At 73.7% G+C, this 16,423-nt stretch carries 11 protein-coding genes; 5 read left to right on the top strand and 6 right to left on the bottom strand.

Annotation, left to right across the window (positions count from 1 at the left end):
- Nucleotides 1-47: 47 nt before the first annotated feature.
- From ACH4OA_RS07980 to ACH4OA_RS07970, 3 genes are all read right to left on the bottom strand, one after another.
- On the bottom strand, nucleotides 48-3,779 hold the full coding sequence (locus tag ACH4OA_RS07980) for an ACP S-malonyltransferase (RefSeq protein ID WP_397968155.1): 3,732 nt from the start codon (nucleotides 3,777-3,779) through the stop codon (nucleotides 48-50).
- Nucleotides 3,780-4,086: 307 nt separating this feature from the next.
- Nucleotides 4,087-4,749, bottom strand: coding sequence for a ScbR family autoregulator-binding transcription factor (locus ACH4OA_RS07975; protein ID WP_397936507.1), 663 nt, complete (start codon nucleotides 4,747-4,749; stop codon nucleotides 4,087-4,089).
- Between the two features lie 97 nt (nucleotides 4,750-4,846).
- The gene (locus tag ACH4OA_RS07970; RefSeq protein WP_397968153.1) at nucleotides 4,847-5,578 is read right to left on the bottom strand and encodes a response regulator transcription factor; all 732 of its coding nucleotides are present in this window, start codon (nucleotides 5,576-5,578) and stop codon (nucleotides 4,847-4,849) included.
- A gap of 388 nt (nucleotides 5,579-5,966) precedes the next feature.
- Between ACH4OA_RS07970 and ACH4OA_RS07965 the strand changes: the two genes are divergently transcribed.
- A complete protein-coding gene (locus ACH4OA_RS07965; protein ID WP_397936503.1) occupies nucleotides 5,967-6,926 on the top strand; it encodes a ScbA/BarX family gamma-butyrolactone biosynthesis protein in 960 nt (319 codons plus the stop codon).
- Nucleotides 6,927-6,954: 28 nt separating this feature from the next.
- Nucleotides 6,955-7,881 (top strand): NAD-dependent epimerase/dehydratase family protein, encoded by a 927-nt coding sequence (locus ACH4OA_RS07960; protein ID WP_397968150.1) that lies wholly within the window; start codon nucleotides 6,955-6,957, stop codon nucleotides 7,879-7,881.
- Between the two features lie 131 nt (nucleotides 7,882-8,012).
- Here the strand turns inward: ACH4OA_RS07960 and ACH4OA_RS07955 are convergent, their stop codons facing one another.
- Both ACH4OA_RS07955 and ACH4OA_RS07950 read right to left on the bottom strand, forming a co-directional pair.
- Nucleotides 8,013-9,470 carry a hypothetical protein gene (locus tag ACH4OA_RS07955; RefSeq protein WP_397945939.1) on the bottom strand — a complete coding sequence of 486 codons (1,458 nt, stop codon included), beginning with the start codon at nucleotides 9,468-9,470 and terminating at the stop codon, nucleotides 8,013-8,015.
- Between the two features lie 138 nt (nucleotides 9,471-9,608).
- On the bottom strand, nucleotides 9,609-10,862 hold the full coding sequence (locus ACH4OA_RS07950) for an MFS transporter (protein WP_365872815.1): 1,254 nt from the start codon (nucleotides 10,860-10,862) through the stop codon (nucleotides 9,609-9,611).
- A 123-nt stretch (nucleotides 10,863-10,985) separates the two neighbouring features.
- On the opposite strand from ACH4OA_RS07950, the gene ACH4OA_RS07945 reads away from it, so the two are divergent.
- A complete protein-coding gene (locus ACH4OA_RS07945; RefSeq protein ID WP_397945940.1) occupies nucleotides 10,986-11,369 on the top strand; it encodes an ArsR/SmtB family transcription factor in 384 nt (127 codons plus the stop codon).
- Between the two features lie 72 nt (nucleotides 11,370-11,441).
- A complete protein-coding gene (locus ACH4OA_RS07940; RefSeq protein WP_365872819.1) occupies nucleotides 11,442-12,077 on the top strand; it encodes a pyridoxamine 5'-phosphate oxidase family protein in 636 nt (211 codons plus the stop codon).
- A 24-nt stretch (nucleotides 12,078-12,101) separates the two neighbouring features.
- Here ACH4OA_RS07940 and ACH4OA_RS07935 read toward each other — a convergent pair whose 3' ends face one another.
- A complete protein-coding gene (locus tag ACH4OA_RS07935) occupies nucleotides 12,102-15,521 on the bottom strand; it encodes a BTAD domain-containing putative transcriptional regulator (RefSeq protein ID WP_397968146.1) in 3,420 nt (1,139 codons plus the stop codon).
- A 195-nt stretch (nucleotides 15,522-15,716) separates the two neighbouring features.
- Between ACH4OA_RS07935 and ACH4OA_RS07930 the strand changes: the two genes are divergently transcribed.
- Nucleotides 15,717-16,259, top strand: coding sequence for an SDR family oxidoreductase (locus ACH4OA_RS07930; RefSeq protein WP_397936491.1), 543 nt, complete (start codon nucleotides 15,717-15,719; stop codon nucleotides 16,257-16,259).
- Nucleotides 16,260-16,423: the final 164 nt, after the last annotated feature.

Raw genomic sequence — 16,423 nt, 5'->3', positions numbered from 1 at the left:
TTCGTTTGGAGCAGCCCGCGAGCCCGGCGTGATCCAAACGGGAGGCCCTAGCCCTCCAGATAGGGCAGCGGGGGCACCGCGAGGCCCAGGAACTCGGTCCTGCTGCCTTCCAGCATGTGCAGGGCCCAGTTCAGCCATTTGATGCCCTCGCAGTAGATCGCGACCGGGCGGCGCTGGGTCTGGTAGGTGTCGACGAGCGTGCCGTCCAGTTCCTTCTGGAAATGGAAGGGGGGCATCGCCGTGAAGTGCTGGCCCATCATGAACACGAACCGGATCAGCCAGTACGGGTCGTCCCTGAGATAGGGCGACTCGGGGTCGTCCAGGCCCAGCGCGGCCGTCATGACCGGGGCGAAGTAGTCCTCCATCCCCTGCGGGGCCTCGGGGTCGACGGTGCCCCCGGCCGCGATCACGTCCCGTACCCGGTACGCCTTCTGGTACGGGTTGCCGTGCCGGAACGCGATGTCGACGCTGGGCGTGCGGCCCTCGCCGACGTCGACGCTCATGGCGAACTGCTCGAAGTGGATCTCGTCGTAGTGGCCGATGGAGTTGTGCCACGGCTTGTTGTCGTACATCGCGTCGTCGCGGGTGTCCTTGCCCTCGCTCTTGAAGCCGATGGCCCGCGGGTCGAGGAACCTGATGCCCAGGGTGGCGGGGGTGATGGCCGCCAGGGCCGCGTCGACGTCCTCGCGCGGTGCCCCGGACTCGATCAGGCGCTGGGCGTGCCGCAGCGGCTCGGTGTGGGTGAGCTTGATGTTCTCCGTGTTGGTGTCCCCCATGACGAGGGAGTGGAAGGCGGGTTCGAGGATCTCCGCGTACTGCGGGGTGTCCCGGAACCGCTTCAGCAGGGCCGTGTGGTTCAGGTAGGAGACGCCGTTGACGACGATCCGTTCGGTGTCGAGGAGGTGCGCGCAGAAGGTGCGCGGAGCGGTGCGGCGGCACAGGTCCAGCCGGTCCTCGATCTTCCTGAAGTACGAGGTGTCGAGCGTCTCGCCGGGTGCCGGCACGCGGCCGATGCTGTGCACCTCGTCGTTCAGCACCCGGATGACTTGCTCGTAGAGCCGGGCGACCACGGCGGGCGGCGGGGTGTGCTTCTCGACGTACCGGCTCACCTCCTCGCCCGCGATGTAGCTCATCTCGTAGATGACTTCCCGGTCGACCGTGTGCTCGTCGGTCCGCAGGTGGGACGGGACGGGGGTCTCGCGCTCCAGGACGGAGAAGACCTCGGGGAAGTAGGCGCGCACCGGTTCGGGCAGGGACTGCAGGTACTCGGCCTGCTTCCTGGCCTTGGTGAACGGCGGGAGCATCACGCCGTCACCGTCCGGGTCCCAGCGCGCGGTGGTCAGCGCCTCGCTGAGGACCTTGCGGACCGTGATGTGCTCCTCGCCCTCCTTCCGGACGAAGACGGTCATGGACTCGCTGCCGCCCTGGCCGAAGCCGACGATCGTCTCGTCGCTGTGGATGTAGGCGTGGACCGTGCTGGACAGGACCCGGCGGCTGCGCGCGTTGGCCAGGACGGCCGCGTTCTCCTCGGTGAGGTCGAGGACGCAGGCGTACTCGAAGGCGTCGAGGGCGGGGTTGACCCGCTTCTTCCAGACCTCGGCCGGCTCGGTGACGGCGACGATGTGCGTGGCGTACGGCCCGGTGTCGACGTCGGTCGCGGCCGGCTCCGAACCGAGGGCGACGAGCTGGCAGTTGCCGTTCAGGTGGATGCGCCGGACCGGGGTGTCGAGAGCGCCGTCCCGGAGCACGGCGCGGGTGGCGTCCGCCAGGTCCTTGCGGGACTGGACCGGCACGCCCTCGGGGGAGACGAGGGGTATCCCGGCCGGGGTGAGGCCGCTCAGGATGCGCTCCGTCACGTCCTCGGGAGCCGAGCCGGTGCTCAGGGTGACCGCGTCGGCCAGGGAGACGGCGCCGGAGACGGCCAGGGCGGCCAGCCAGCCGGGGACGTCGTCGCCTTCGAGGTAGTGGTCGCTCTGCGCGAACAGGGCGGGCCGGTGCTGGGCGAGCGTGCTGAACAGCAGGTACTGGTAGACGACCCGCTGTCCCGCCGGGTGCAGGGCGCCGTCGGGGTGCGGGCCCCCGAGCATCCGGTCGTGCGTCTCGTACGCGGTCGGCTGGGTGTCCAGCAGCAGCCGGGTCCTGCGGGCCAGCGCCTCGCCGCCGGGGCCGGACGGGCCGCCGAAGTGGAAGACGACCACCTCCGGACGGGTGGTGTGCAGGGTCCGGGTGCGGACGTCGCCGGTCGCGTCCCGCACGGTGAGTTCCACGTAGGCCTTGCCCAGGAGCGTGGAGTCCCCCGCGGTGATCCGCTTCTTCGTCCGCGCCCGGGTGACGAGTTCGCCCCGGTCGACGGCGATGTGCTCGCGGTGCGCGCGGGTGTGCTGGAAGATCTCCAGGAACCGGTAGAAGGCGGGTGAGCCCTCCCGGTCGGGGCGCAGCATCTCCGCGGTGATGACGCGCCCGAGAGTGCGGGAGAAGTAGTCGTCGCAGAAGCTGTTGTCGGCGGCGAGGCGGAACATCTCGTGCAGGAGGTGGTGGTCCTCGCGCGTCAGCTCCTCCTCAGAGCCGTACAGCTCCTCCAGCCGGGACATCAGGGCGCTCACCACGTTCACGGCGCGCAGGAACCTGGCGGTGTCCTCGTGGCTTCCCGTGTAGGCCGTGACGGGGGAGGCGACGTCGTTGTCCTGGAGCAGCCGGACGGACTTCGCGCCCAGTCCCAGCTCCAGCACCATGTCCACGTCGAGACTGTTCAGGCTCTCGCAGGTGTCGCGGGAGGCCATGACCCGGTCCGTCATGGCCAGGACGCCCTCGCGGACGTCGAAGGCCGTGGTGAGCAGGGACATGTCATGGTTGGACACCACGGGCACGCGGGGGCCGGCGAAGTGGATCCGGTGGGTGACGAAGAACCGCTCCAGGGCCTCCCGGGCGGGCCGCATCCGCGCCGAGTGGGCGAGGAAGACGGTCGGCTCCTTCAGATCCCAGCTGGTCGCGTCCGTGAAGGTGGCGACGAACGCGTCGAATGCGGGCCTGGCTCCGGCGCGGACGTAGAGGTTCGCCTGCGTCGGCGCGTAGGTCTTGTGCAGCTCTACGTCCGTGAGCGCGAAGGCCGCGCGGATGCCGTCCAGGACCACCGCGAGGGCGTCCGGGCTCGGCGCCCGTACGGCGACCACGTGGTGCGGCTCGCCGACCAGGGGCGTCTGCCGGACGGACTCGTCCAGGTAGGAGGCGATGTCCCGGGCGAAGGGCTCGTCCGTGCTGTGCGCGCCGGCGGCCTGGAGCATCAGCGGCGTGAACGCCTGGGCGATCTTGGTGCCGTCGAAGACGGAGAGGGCGCCGCTCGCCACCGCGGCCGTCAGGACGCCGAAGCTCTCGCCGGTGTAGGCGACGAAGTCGACGGGGACCCCGTTCTTCGCCGTCCGGTCGCGGAGGTAGGCGTCCAGGGCGAGGCTGTGCACCAGCAAAGACGCGCCGATGAAGCCCTGGCGCTCCATCTTGCCGTCCGGGAGGTTCTCCGGGTCCAGCAGGAGCAGGTCGGGGCGGCCGGGGAAGCCGAGGGCGCGGGCGGCTTCCCGGTAGACGCCGGTGACCTCGGGGATGCCGGAGTCGAGGAGCTGCCGGCCGAGGCCGCGGTAGAAGCCCCGGCTGCCCAGGCCGGGGAAGAACCCGGCCACGCGGATGCGGTCCTTGGTGCTGAGGACGTCGTCGACGAGAGCGGGCCGTGCGGCCGGGGCCAGTGCGGGATGGGCGGGAGAAGGAGCGGGGGACAGAGAGCGGGACACAAGCATCGCCTCTCGGGTTCTTCTGGGCGGTAACATCGCACGCTCGCCTTTGGGCGCGGGGAATCACATCCTCATTCCCGGGTACGGTATTTATTCTTTCGGTTCGCCAGAACCCGTTTCAACACATTCCGATACAGGTTTCTCCAAGCCTCTGTGAGGCTCTGTAAGCGTCTGCAAGGGAATGTCAGAGAACTTCAAAGATGCTGGTGGGAGAGGTGCTCGGCCGGGTCCCGGGCCGGGAGAAAAAGAATCGGGGCCGAGAGCCCGGAAGGCTCTCGACCCCGATTCTTTTCGGTGCTTGACGCTGTCAGTCGGACGGCGCGGAAGGCGCGGACGGCGTGAATGGCTCGGGCTGCTCGGACGGCTCGGGCGGCAGGCTGGTGCGCAGCCGCGGCAGCATTCCCGGCGCGGCGAGCCCGGGCAGCAGGAGCCGCCAGAGCGCGGAGATGCGGGCGGGCAGGTCCCGCCGGCTGCTGTAGGCCTCCGACATCACCTGAAGGCCGGTGAACGCGCCGACGATGGTCGCGGCGACCTCCGACAGATCGGCTCCCGGCAGCAGTTCGCCCTGCTTCTCGGCCTGACACAGCAGGTCCTCGACCAGGGTGATCGACTGGTTGTAGGGCGCCTGCGCCGAGGCCGAGAAGGACGACCGTTCGACGGCGAGCCGCACACTGGCCCGCAGCACCATGTCCGTCTGGAGCCGGAGCGAGAACGCCAGCGTGAGGTCGATGACGGACTGGAGCTTCACGGGATGGTCCGGTACCACCAGGGCCTCGCCCTGTGCCTCCGCCAGCGCCGAGGCGATCGCCTCCTTGGAGGGGAAGTGGTGGTACAGCGCGCCGCGGGTGAGGCCGGCCCTGGCGAGGATCTCGTTCGTGCTCGCCGCGTCGTAACCGCGTTCGCCGAACACAGCCGCGGCGGCCTCCAGGATCGAGCGTTTCGACCTGATACCTCGCTCCTGTCGGGCCATCCGTCGGATCCTCACATCTCAGGTTCTAAAACATACAAACTTGCCTGCACTATATTCCACCGGTGCCCTGTCCTCGGATACGAGCGGCCGTATTGAGTCACGCATGCCCGATCCGGAAACCGACGCCGCGCACCGTGACGATCCAGCGGCTCGAACCCAGCTTGCTGCGCAGGCTGCTGACGTGCGTGTCGATGGTGCGGCTGCGGTGCGACCACTCGTCGTCCCACACCTGGCTGAGCAGTTGACGCCGGGAGAGGGTGGTGCCGGGCTGCGAGGCGAGCTGGCACAGCAGGTCGAACTCCTTGGGAGTGAGGTCCACCCTCCGTCCGTCCATGAGCAGTTCGCGCGCGCCGGTGTCGATCCGCAGCGGGCCGTGGGTGATGACCCGCGCCGCCGGTGACCGGGGGCGCACCCGGCGCAGCACCGCTTCCATGCGGGCCAGCAGTTCCCGCAGGCCGTAGGGCTTGACGAGGTAGTCGTCGGCGCCGGCCTGGAGCCCGAGCACACAGTCGAGTTCGGCACCGCGCGCGGTCATGGAGATGATCGGCACATTGCCGGCCACCCGTATCCGGCGGCAGACTTCCAGGCCGTCCAGATCGGGGAGATCGAGGTCCAGCAGGACGATGTCGACACCGCCGAGCGCCTGCAAGGCTTCCGCACCGGTGGACACACTGCTGGCCACATAACCGTTTCTGCGCAGCTCCTGCGTCAGCTCGTCCGCGGCCGGGGTGTCGTTCTCGACGACGAGCACCTGCACGGCCTGTACCCCCGCCGGCGACTGCCCTGCCCCGCTGTGTGGTCTCGCCAGATCCATGACCTGCCGATTCACGTAACGCTCCTTCCCCCAAGGGCGCAACAGAACTTTTGAGCGTCAGAGTACCAGGCAAGGTTGTCTGTTTGTCAACGCGATCAGGCCCGTACGGCGGCCTGGGCGCGGGTTGGTTGAGGGTTCACTGAACGGAGAACTTGCATGCAGAGGGCACGGACATGGTCCTCCAAATGCCTATCTACTGGCATTAATTGCTGCGTGACAGCTACGTATGGTGCGTGTGGCTATTGCGTTAACCGGTCGGGGAACCGCTTTTTATGCATCTTTTACTTTGGAATCAAGCCGACCTGTCTGTATGTTCAAGGGGTGCGCCTTCCGTGGGGGGACGGGGGGGAGGGGCGCACGTCTGGCTGGCCCCTGTCCATGAACAGAGCAGGAGTGCCGCATCGTGACCACGGCTCAGACGACCGTGATCGACCGTGCTTCGACCACGGGCCCGCTTCTCACCACCACGGTTCCGCGCGAGTACGTCCACCGCGCCTCCGTGGCGGAGGTGTTCCTCACCGGGTGGGTGCCCGACGAGTCCGTCCCGGACGCTTCGTCCGACTCCTTCGTGGTGCGGGCCCAGTGGCCGCGCAGCCACGCCCTCTTCGCACCGGTGGACGGCCACCAGGACCCGCTGCTGATGGTCGAGTCGATCCGGCAGACCGGAAGCCTGCTGGCCCACGCCGAGTACGCGGTCCCGTTCGGGCACCAGTTCCTGATGCGGGACATGTCCTTCACCGCCTCCGCGGCGGCGTTCCGGATCGGCTCCGCCCCGACCGAGGTCGAACTGCACACGGTCTGCCGGGACCTCGTCCGCAGGGGCAGGACCATCGCCGGCATGCGCTACGAGGTCCGGGTCCGGCGTGACGGAGTGACCGTCGCCACCGGCAGCGCCGGCTTCAGCTGCACCAGCCCGGCCGCCTACCGGCGGCTGCGCGGCGAGCGTCCCACCGCCACCGGCCGGGCCCTGCCGGCACCGGCCGACCCGGCCGAGGTGGGCCGGACCGACCCGGAGCACGTGCTGCTCGCCGCCCGCGCCGAACCCGGCGAGAACCGGTGGGAGCTGCGGGTCGACACCGGGCACGCGGGCTTCTTCGACCACCCGGTGGACCACGTCCCCGGCATGGTGCTGATCGAGGCCGCCCGGCAGGCCGCCCGGGCCGCGACGGGACAGCCCCGGGCCCTGCTCCTCGGCCTGGAGACCGAGTTCACGCGGTACGCCGAACTCGACGCCCCGTGCTGGATCGAGGCCCGTGTCGACGAATCCGGCACCACCGGGGACCTCCGGGTCCGGGTGACCGCCACGCAGCAGGGGGAGCGGGTCTTCGCCGGGACCGTGTCCCTGCGCCGCCCGGCCGCCTGATGCCGACGCGTCCCACGGAGAGTCCCACGTGCGTACCGTCCTGATCACCGGGGCCGCGGGTTTCGTCGGCGGCCACGTGGCCCACGAGGCCGCGCGGCAGGGCGCGGCCCTCACCCTGCTGTCCCACAGCCGTCCGGTCGCCGCCGGGTCCGGGCAGCGCCTCCTGCCGGCCGATCTCACCGACCCCGCGTCGCTGCGCGGCGTGTGCGAGGGCGTGGACGTCGTGCTGCACTGCGCGTCGTACATCGGCGCGGAGCCCGGCGGCAACGAGGCCGTCAACGCCCGCGGTACGAGAAACCTGGTCGCCGAGGCCCGCCGCTGCGGCGTGCCCCGCATCGTGTACGTGAGCACCGCGTCCGTCTACGGCCGGGGCACCTTCCGGGGTGCCGCGCCCGGACAACTGGTCAGGAACCCGAGTTCGCCGACGTCGGTGAGCCGGGCCAGGGCCGAGGACGCCGTGCTCGAAGCCGGCGGGATCGTGCTGCGGCCCCATCTGGTCCACGGTCCCGGGGACAGGTGGGTGGTCCCCGGCATCGTCCGGCTGCTGCGCGCGCTGCCCGGCACGGTGGAGGGCTGGACCGCCCGTGTCTCGCTGGTCTCCGCGCCGGACCTGGCCCGCCTCGTGGTCGGGACCGGCCTCGCGCCCGAGCCCGCTCTGACCGCCCGGACGTACCACTCGGCCCATCCGGTGCCGGTCGGCGCGGCGACGCTGCTGCGCGCGGTCGCCGCGTGCGCCGGGCTGCCCTGGCCGCGCGGGGAGCTGACCGTGGCCGAGGCCCGGGCGCGGCTGGCGGGGGACGCCCGGCTGGCGCACGCGCTCGACATGCTGCGGACCGACCACTGGTTCGACGGCGGGCCGCTCTGGCGTGACCTGCGGCTGTCCCCCGCCGCGGACTTCGAGACCGGGTTCGCGGAGTCGGCGCGGTGGTACCGCCGGACGCTGGTCGCCGTCTGAGGGGCTGCGGGGCCGGCGCCGGTCCTCGGCACGGGCGCGGTCGGTGGCATGGGCCGGGTCCTCGGTATGGGCCCGGTCCTCCGGACCGGCCTTGCCCAGGAGCGCGCCGGTCACGGGTGGCCGGGGTGCGTTCAGGGTGAGGGCGGTGCGGTCCGTTCGTACAGCGTCACCCGGCGGCCGCGGACCTGCCGGTCCGCCACCGGCGTGAAGTGGCTGCGCAGCACGGACATCTTTGTCTTGTCCTGTTCCGTGACCGCCGCTCTCGCCGCCCCGGTCGCGTCCGTCACCAGGACGATGTGCCGCTCGGCCAGCATCGCGGTGCGGAGGTCGGCCGCGCGCGCCTCCACGCCCCGGAAGTTCCCGTACTCCTCGGGGCCGCGGACCAGCGCGATGTCGCGCAGACCGGTGAAGGCGTCCGGGGTGACGACGGCGGTGTCCCGGCGGTCCGACGGGAGGAACAGCACGGCGCTGCCGTCCGGCTTCATCCGCCGTACGTCCGCAGCGACGGCCAGGACGTCGTCCACCCTGCTCGCCGGTGACCGCATGGCCAGCGACTCGGGCAGCAGGGCCAGCACCGCCGTGACGACGACGGCGGGCAGGAGCCACTTCGCGGCCCCGGGGAACCGGGGGACGGCCGCCCGGACCGCCGCGTCGACGGCGGTGCCGATCAGCAGCGCCAGCCCGAGCATGCCGAAGAGGACGTAGCGGTCCAGGAACAGGGGTTTGACCAGGGAGACGGCGATCAGACAGGTCTGGGGCACCGCCAGCAGCGGCAAGCCGACGGCCGCGACGGACAGCCGGGAGCCCCGGGGGCGTTCCAGCAGGGCACAGGCGCCGCCGATCGCCAGCAGGACCGCGGGGCCGATCAGCAGGTGCCAGGACAGGGGCGGGATCCACGCCACCTGCCCGGACTGGTCCCGGCTGACGAGGATCAGCGGCAGCACACCGGCCGTGGCGGCGGCGGACGCCAGTGCCCAGCGCCACCCGGTCCCGCGTCCGGGCCGTACCCACAGCAAGGTCGTCAGGTGGGCCGCGAGGAGCAGCAGCGACAGCCAGTTGAGCCAGCCCGTCAGCGCGACCGTGCCGCCGTACGCGACCCAGGTCCGGGTGCGGACGGGCCCCTGGAGCGCGGTGACGAGGAGCAGGGTGGAGAGGCCGGCGCCGGCCGCGACCAGCGCGTAGGGGCGGCCTTCCTGGAGGTGGAACTGCACGGCCGGGAGGAGTCCTAACGCCATTCCGGCCGCCAGGCCCGTCCGGGCGCCGCCCAGCCGGTGGCCGACGGTGGTGACACAGGCCGCCGCCACCGCCATGGCCAGCACCGAGGGCAGCCGCAGGGTCGTGGTGCCGGCGCCGAAGCAGGTGAACAGCCCGTGCATCAGCAGGTAGTAGCAGCCGTGGACGACGTCGACGTGCTCCAGCAGAAGGCGCAGGCCCGCCGGGGAGCGCCGGGCGGCCTGCCAGGTCGCGGCCTCGTCCCGCCACAGGCTGTCCTCCCGCGACAGTCCCCACAGACCGAGCGCGACGGTCCACAGCGCCGGGAGCAGCCAGAGGGGGACGGGGCGGCGCGGGGGCGCGGAGCCGGGGGCCATGGGTGGCGTTCCGGTGGTGGACGTCGGATCGGACGGACGGGCTGTGGGCATCAAGAAGGGCCTTCGTGGCGGCAGTTGAGGAGGGCGGACCGGCCGGGACCGGCTCGCCGAGCGCCCACCGTATGCCGTCCGGGCCTCTCAGGAGGTCTCGCGCCGAGCGGCCGGTGGCCGATCCGGCACGGGTGCCGCGCTCTTCCGGGGCTGTGGCGCGGGTCCGGTGCGCTCCGTGCGGGCGGTGACGGCCGTGACGGCCGCCGCGGCGAGGACGAAGGCGGCGCCCGCCCAGGCGATCCAGACGGCGCCCGCGGTGCCGAGGATGCCGGCGCCCAGGACGCTGGACAGGGAAATGGCCAGATACATGACGGCCGCGTTGAGGGAGACCGCCAGCGGCGCGCCGCCGGGCCCGGCCAGTGCCATGACGCGCTGCTGCTGGGGCGCGGTCACCGACCAGGAGGCGACGCCGCCCACCGCGGTCAGCGCGGCGGCCGCCGGGTAGGAGGAGCGGCCGAGGGCCATGAGCGCGTAGACGGCGGTGAGCAGCAGTGTCGCCCCGATGACGACCGTGGCCGGTCCCCTGCGGTCGGCCAGCCGGCCGGCGGTGAGGTTGCCGGCGGTGCCGGCCAGGCCGAACACCAGCAGCAGGACGGCCACTTTGCCGCCGTCCCCGCCGGTGGCGGGCGCGAAGAGGGCGCTGATGTAGGTGTAGGGCAGGTAGATGCCGGTGAACGCGATCAGGGTGCCGGCCAGCACGCCGGCCGTCCGGCGGTCGGTGAGCGGGGCGAGGCGCCGGCGCAGCGGGGCGGGTCCGGCGGCGGGGACGTCGGGCAGCCGTACGGCGATGACCGGGGCGACGAGCAGGGCCAGCGCGGTGACGAACCACAGGGCGGCCCGCCAGCCCAGCGCGTCGCCGAGGGCGGTGCCGAGCGGGGCGCCCAGGGCGAGCGACCCGGTCAGGCCCACGGTGACGATCGCGATGGCCCGGCCGCGCCGCTCGGGACCGGCCAGCGTGGCCGCGGTCGCGCCCGCGTTGGGGGTAAACAGCGCGGCGCCCGCCGCGGCGATCACCCGGGCCGCCAGCACCAGCGGGTAGGCCGGGGCGAGGGCGGTCACCACGTTGCCTGCCGCGAACACGGCGAGCGCCGTGATCAGCACCGTACGCCGTGACCAGCGGGAGGTGAGCGCGGCGAGCACCGGCGAGAGCAGCGCGTAGGCCAGGGAGAAGACGCTCACCAACTGGCCTGCCGCGCCGAGGGAGACGCCGAGGGAGCCGCTGATCTCGGGCAGCAGGCCGGCGATGACGAAGGCGTCGGTCCCGACGGCGAAGGTGCCGAGCGCGAGCACACCGGCGTGGGTCCGCCAGGTCCGCCCGGCCGGCGCGTGGGTGAGGGGCATGGAGACACCTGCCATTCGATGGGCGTCGGCTATGTCGATGAGCATCGTAGTAGTTGTTCGATGTGTATCGTAGCTGTCGAGCCACATCGACATAGGTGCCCGCGGGCACGGCCTGGAGGCGGGATGCGCACGACGGAGGAGACCCGGCTGCCGCAGCCGGACCTCGGCACGGTGGAGATCGGCACCGTGCTGCAGGCCCTCGCGGACCCGGTGCGGCTGCGGATCGTACGGCTGCTCGGCGACCTCGGCGAGGCGCCCTGCGGCGGACTGGACCTGCCGGTCAAGCGCTCCACCGTCTCCCACCACCTGCGCACCCTGCGCGAGAGCGGCCTGGTCGAGACCCGGCTGCGGGGCAACACCCGGGTGAGCCGCATCCGCGGCGAGGAACTGGACCGGCGTTTCCCCGGCCTGCTCACCGCGGTCCTGGGCGCCGCACCGGCCGTTCCCCGGGACCGGGGCGAGGCCGGGGGCGACGAGGGCCGGGCCCGGAGCGAGGCCGGGGACTAGCCAGGGCAAGAAACCGGATCAGGGACCGCGGAGCCGCCCGGAACCGGCGGCCGCGGAGAAGGAGGAGACCGGATGGGACGGTACGCACACCTGGTCTACACGGACAGCGTGCGCCGGGTCCAGGAGGAGGAGGGCAGCGCCCAGCTCGGGTTACGGGCCCTCGCCCAGGACGACGCCCGGCCGGACGAACTCGGCCCCGACGAGGCCGCGTTCCTCACCACGCGCGACGGGTTCTACCTCGCCACCGCGAGCGAGACCGGCTGGCCTTACGTCCAGTACCGCGGCGGCCCGCCCGGCTTCGTGCACGTCCTGGACGAACGGCGGCTGGCCTGGGCGGAGGTGCGCGGCAACCGGCAGTACGTCACCACCGGCAACGTGCGGGCCTCGGAGCGGGTGGCGCTGTTCTTCATGGACTACGCCCGGCAGGCCCGGCTGAAGATGTTCGGCCGGGCCCGCACCGTCCCGCTCGACGAGGACCCCGCGCTCACCGAGCGCCTCGGCCGCCGGCGCACCGACGGACAGGTGGAGCGCCTGATGGTCGTCCAGGTCGAGGGCCTCAACTGGAACTGCCGCCAGCACATCACCCCGCGCTACACCGAGCGGGAACTGGAGTCGGCGCTCGCTCCGGTCCGTGCCCGCCTGGACGCCCTGGAGCGGGAGAACGAGCAGTTGCGGGCCCGGCTCGCCGAACTGGATATCCCGGGCTGATACGGCTTGAAGCGGGCGTTCCGCTCAGTCGTGGGCGGCGCGTGCGAGGCCGTCTAGGACCGGCGCGGCCTCGCGCAGCGCCTCCTCCGGTGCCAGCCGCGCCCCCTGGCCGAACGCCTCGCCGAAGGCCCGTTCGCCCAGGACGGCGCGGGCCGCGCGCGTGATCCGGTCCACGTCGGCGCGCTCGGCCGGCGGCAGCGGCGCGTCCACGCCGCGCCGGGCCGCGTCGGCCGCGCCGAGCAGCAGGGCCGCGCAGCCGGCGGCGGGCCCGGTGCCGTACCGGGCCGCCGCGCCGGCCAGGCCCTCCAGGGACAGCGCCAGGGCGCGCGGCTCGCCGATCGCGCGGGCCACGTCCAGGCCGCGCAGATGCAGATCCGCGGCCGCCCCGGCGTCGCCGCGCAGCTCCGCGACGAACCCCAGTTCGGCCAGCAGCAGATGGTCGCCGGCCTGCGAGGACACGTCCGCGTAGCCGTCGCGCAGCTCCGCCAGGTGCGCTTCGGCGGCGTCCAGGTCGCCGGAGCGGCGGGCACCGAGCGCGAGCCCCATCCCGGAATGGATCTCGCCGTACTTGTAGCCCTGCTCGGCCGCGCTGCGCCGCGCCTGTTCGTGCAGGTCACGCGCCCGGTCCCAGTCGCCGGCCAGCAGCGCGAGCCGGCCCAGACCGGACAGCCGGGCCGACACCTCCGCCGCGAGGCCCAGCTCGCGGGCCATCCGCAGCCCTGCGTGCTGGCGGTTCGCGGCCTCCTCGTACTCGCCCTTGATCTCCGCGAGGTTCGCGAGCGGCGAGACCGTCTGCAGCTCGCCCCAGCGGTCGCCCACCTCGCGGAAGAGCGCGGCGCTGCGCCGTCCGTCCCGTCCGAGCCCGGCGAGGTCGCCCCGGACCAGCGCGAGCGTGGCCCGCAGGCCCAGCGCGGCGGCGGTGCCCCAGCGGTCGCCGGCGGCGGTGAACAACGCCAGCGCCCGGTCGTTCAGTTCCTCGCTGCCGGCCGTCGAGCCCGTGCTGAACAGGCCGTACGCGCACAGCCACAGTGACCGCGCCCGGCACACCGGGTGGGGCACGGCGGGCGCGCCCGCTACGGCGGCCTGGCTCGGTACGGCGGTGTCGCTCGCCAGGGCGGTCCCGGTCGGCAGCGCGGTGTCGTCCGGCAGGGTGGCGGCCGGTTCCCGGTCGCCGGTGAGCAGGGCGAACGCCGTGTGCAGCAGCGTCAGTTCGGACGGCACGGAGTCCGGGGCGGCGGCCGGCAGGGTGTCCAGGACCGCGCGCAGAGCGCGACGGGCCTGGGTGAACCGGCCGCGCAGCAGCCACCACCAGGCCAGCGCGACGGCCAGCCGCGCGGCCTGCCCGGGGGCGCCCGCGGCGGCCCGGCGCACGGCCTCGTCCAGGGCGGCGCGCAGATTGCCGGACTCGGCGTCGAGCCGGGCGAGCCAGGACCGCTGCCCGGGACCGCGCAGCTCGGGCTCGGCGCGTTCGGCGAGCGCGAGGTAGTGGCGCAGGTGCCGGTCGCGTACGGCGGCGAGGTCCGCCATCTCGTGCAGCCGCTCGGTCGCGTAGGCGGCGACGGACTCCAGCAGCCGGTAGCGCGGGCCGGCCGGTCCGGGTACGACGACCACCAGGGACCGGTCGACCAGCCGGGTCACCAGGTCGGGCACCTCCGCCGCGGTGACACCGTCGCCCGCGCACACCGCCTCGGCCGCCCGCAGGTCACAGCCGTCGCTGAACACGGCCAGCCGGCGCAGCACGATGCGCTCGGGCGCGCTCAGCAGCTCCCAGCTCCAGTCGATCACCGCGCGCAGGGTCTGCTGACGCTCGGGCGCGCCGCGCCGGCCCGAGGACAGGAGCCGGAAGCGGTCGCCGAGCCGGGCCGCCAGCTCGCGCACGCCCAGCGCGCGGACCCGGGTCGCCGCCAGCTCCAGGGCGAGCGGGATGCCGTCCAGGCGGCGGCAGATCTCCGTGACGGCGGCCCGGTCGGCGTCGTCGCAGGCGCCGGGGCCGAGGGCGAAGCCGGGCGCCGCGGCGGCGGCGCGCTGGGCGAACAGCCGCACCGCGTCGGCGGTCGGCAGCGGCTCGACCAGGAAGACCTCCTCGCCCGGCAGCCCGAGCGGCTCCTGGCTGGTGGCCAGCACGCGCAGGCCGGGCGCGGTGCCGAGCAGCAGGGCGGTGAGTTCGGCGGCGGCGTCGACGACGTGTTCGCAGTTGTCCAGGACGAGCAGCGCGCGCCGGTCGCGGAGCACGGCCGCGAGGCGCCGCGCCGGCGACCGGTCTCCGGTGCCGGCGCCGGAGAGCGGTACGGCGGCGGGCGCGTGGTCGCTGATGCCGAGCGACGCGGCGACGACCTGGGCCAGGTCGGCGACGGCTCCGTCGGCGACCCCGGCGAACTCCACGAACCAGATGCCGTCGGGCAGTCCGGCGGCGGTGGCGGTACCGCCCAGCGCGTCGGCCGCCGCCACGGCCAGCCGGGTCTTGCCCACTCCGCCGGGACCGGTGAGCGTCACCAGGCGGGAGGTGCGCAGCAGCCCGGAGAGCCGGCCGAGGGCTTCGCGGCGGCCGATGAGCGGGGTGAGGGAGGCGGGCAGGCCGGAGGGGCCGGGGAGGGCGGGGGCGCCGGGCCCGGGCGCTTCCGTGGGCGTCTTAGTGACCGTGGTCGTAGGTGCCATGGGCGCGGGTGTCCCGGGGAGGGCGCCGAGGGCGGGCGCGGTCCGCGGGGGCGGTGTCAGACCGGGGTCCTGGCGCAGTACCGCCTGGTGCAGGGCGGCGAGTCCGGGGCCCGGTTCGACGCCCAGTTCGGTGACGAGCCGCGCGCGCAGCTCGTCGTAGGCCGCGAGCGCCTCGCCCTGCCGGCCCGCCGCGTACAGCGCCCGTATCTGGAGCGCGCGCAGCCGTTCTCGCAGCGGATGCCGGGCCACCAGGCCGGCCAGCTCCCCGGCGAGGAGGACGTGGTCGCCGGCCGCGAGGCGGGCCTCGGCCTGCTCCTCCAGCACGGACAGCCGCTGCTCGGCGAGGCGCTGTGCCACCCCGCGGACGAAGGCGTGGTCGGCGAAGTCGGCGTAGGCCGGTCCGCGCCACAGTCCCAGCGCCTCGGTGAGCAGGGCGGCCCGCCGGTCCGGGTCCGGGACGGCGCGGGCCCGCTCCACCAGCTCGCGGAACCGTACGGCGTCCACCTCGTCGGTGTCGTCCAGCCGCAGCCGGTAACCGGCCGGCTGGCGCGGTACGCGGTCCCGGCCCAGCGCCCGGCGCAGTTGCGAGACCTTCGCCTGGAGCGCGCCCGTGGGCCGGCCGGGCGGGCGGTCGCCCCACAGGTCGTGGATGAGGCGGTCCGCGGAGACCGGTCCGCCGTCGTGCGCCAGCAGGTCGGCGAGCAGCGCCCGGACCTTCGCCTCCGGAACCCTGACGGCCGCCCCCTCGTCGTCCCACACCGCCAGTGGGCCGAGCACCCCAAACCGCATGCGCGTCACTGTACGTCAGGGCATCGTGCCGCCCGCCGCCGCTCGTGAGCCGTGCACAGGCCGCTCGCAGCGGCCCCTGAGCCGACGGCCGACCGTCAGCCGGCCGTCAGCCGTTCCGAAGGTTTCCCGAAGCGCGCCGGCGCAGGGTCGTGTGCACCGGCGGTCGAAGCAGGGTGCGGCGGAGGAGGCAGCGGGATGACCAGGTACGCGGGCCGGACGGCCGTAGTCGTCGAAGAGGTCACCGCCATCGGGCTGGCCGTGGCCAAGCGCCTGGTGGAGGGCGGCGCCCGGGTCGTGCTGACCGCCCGCACCGAGGCGCAGCGCCACCGCCTGTGCGGGGAGCTGGGCTCCGCCGCCCGGGTCGTCGCGCCCGCCGACGTGACCGCCTGCCTGGGCCCCGGCGGCCTGGCCGACCTGCTGTTCGCCGATGTCGTGGCCACCGCCCGGCCGCTGCTGCCGCACCTGCGGGACGGCGGTGCGGTCGTCCTGATGACCCCGGTCTGCTCGACCGCCGCCGTGCAGGCTCTCGCCGCCGAGCTGGTCCGCCGCGGCATCCGCGTGAACGCCGTGGCGCCGGGCTGTATCGAGGCGCCGGGCGGCGCGGGCGGGCCCCTGCCGCCCCTGGGCCGCCTCGGCGCCGCCGAGGAGGTGGCCCGGGCCGCGCTCTTCCTGGCCACCGACGCCACGTTCACCACCGGCGTCCGGTTCCCGGTCGACGGAGGCCTCGGCCGGCCCTGACCGCGCACCGGGCACCGCCCGACCACGGCGGCGCACCGGACACCGCCCGCCGCACTCCACGGCGGCGGACCGCACTCCTCGGCGGCGGACCGCACTCCTCGGCGGCGGACCGAACTCCTCGGCGGCGCACCGGACACCGCCCGCCGAACACCACGGCGGCCCCC

This window comes from Streptomyces sp. NPDC017095, assembly GCF_044332325.1.
Lineage (GTDB): Bacteria > Actinomycetota > Actinomycetes > Streptomycetales > Streptomycetaceae > Streptomyces.
Note: the sequence above shows the minus strand (reverse complement) of the source record. Positions and strands in the feature narration are given on the sequence as shown.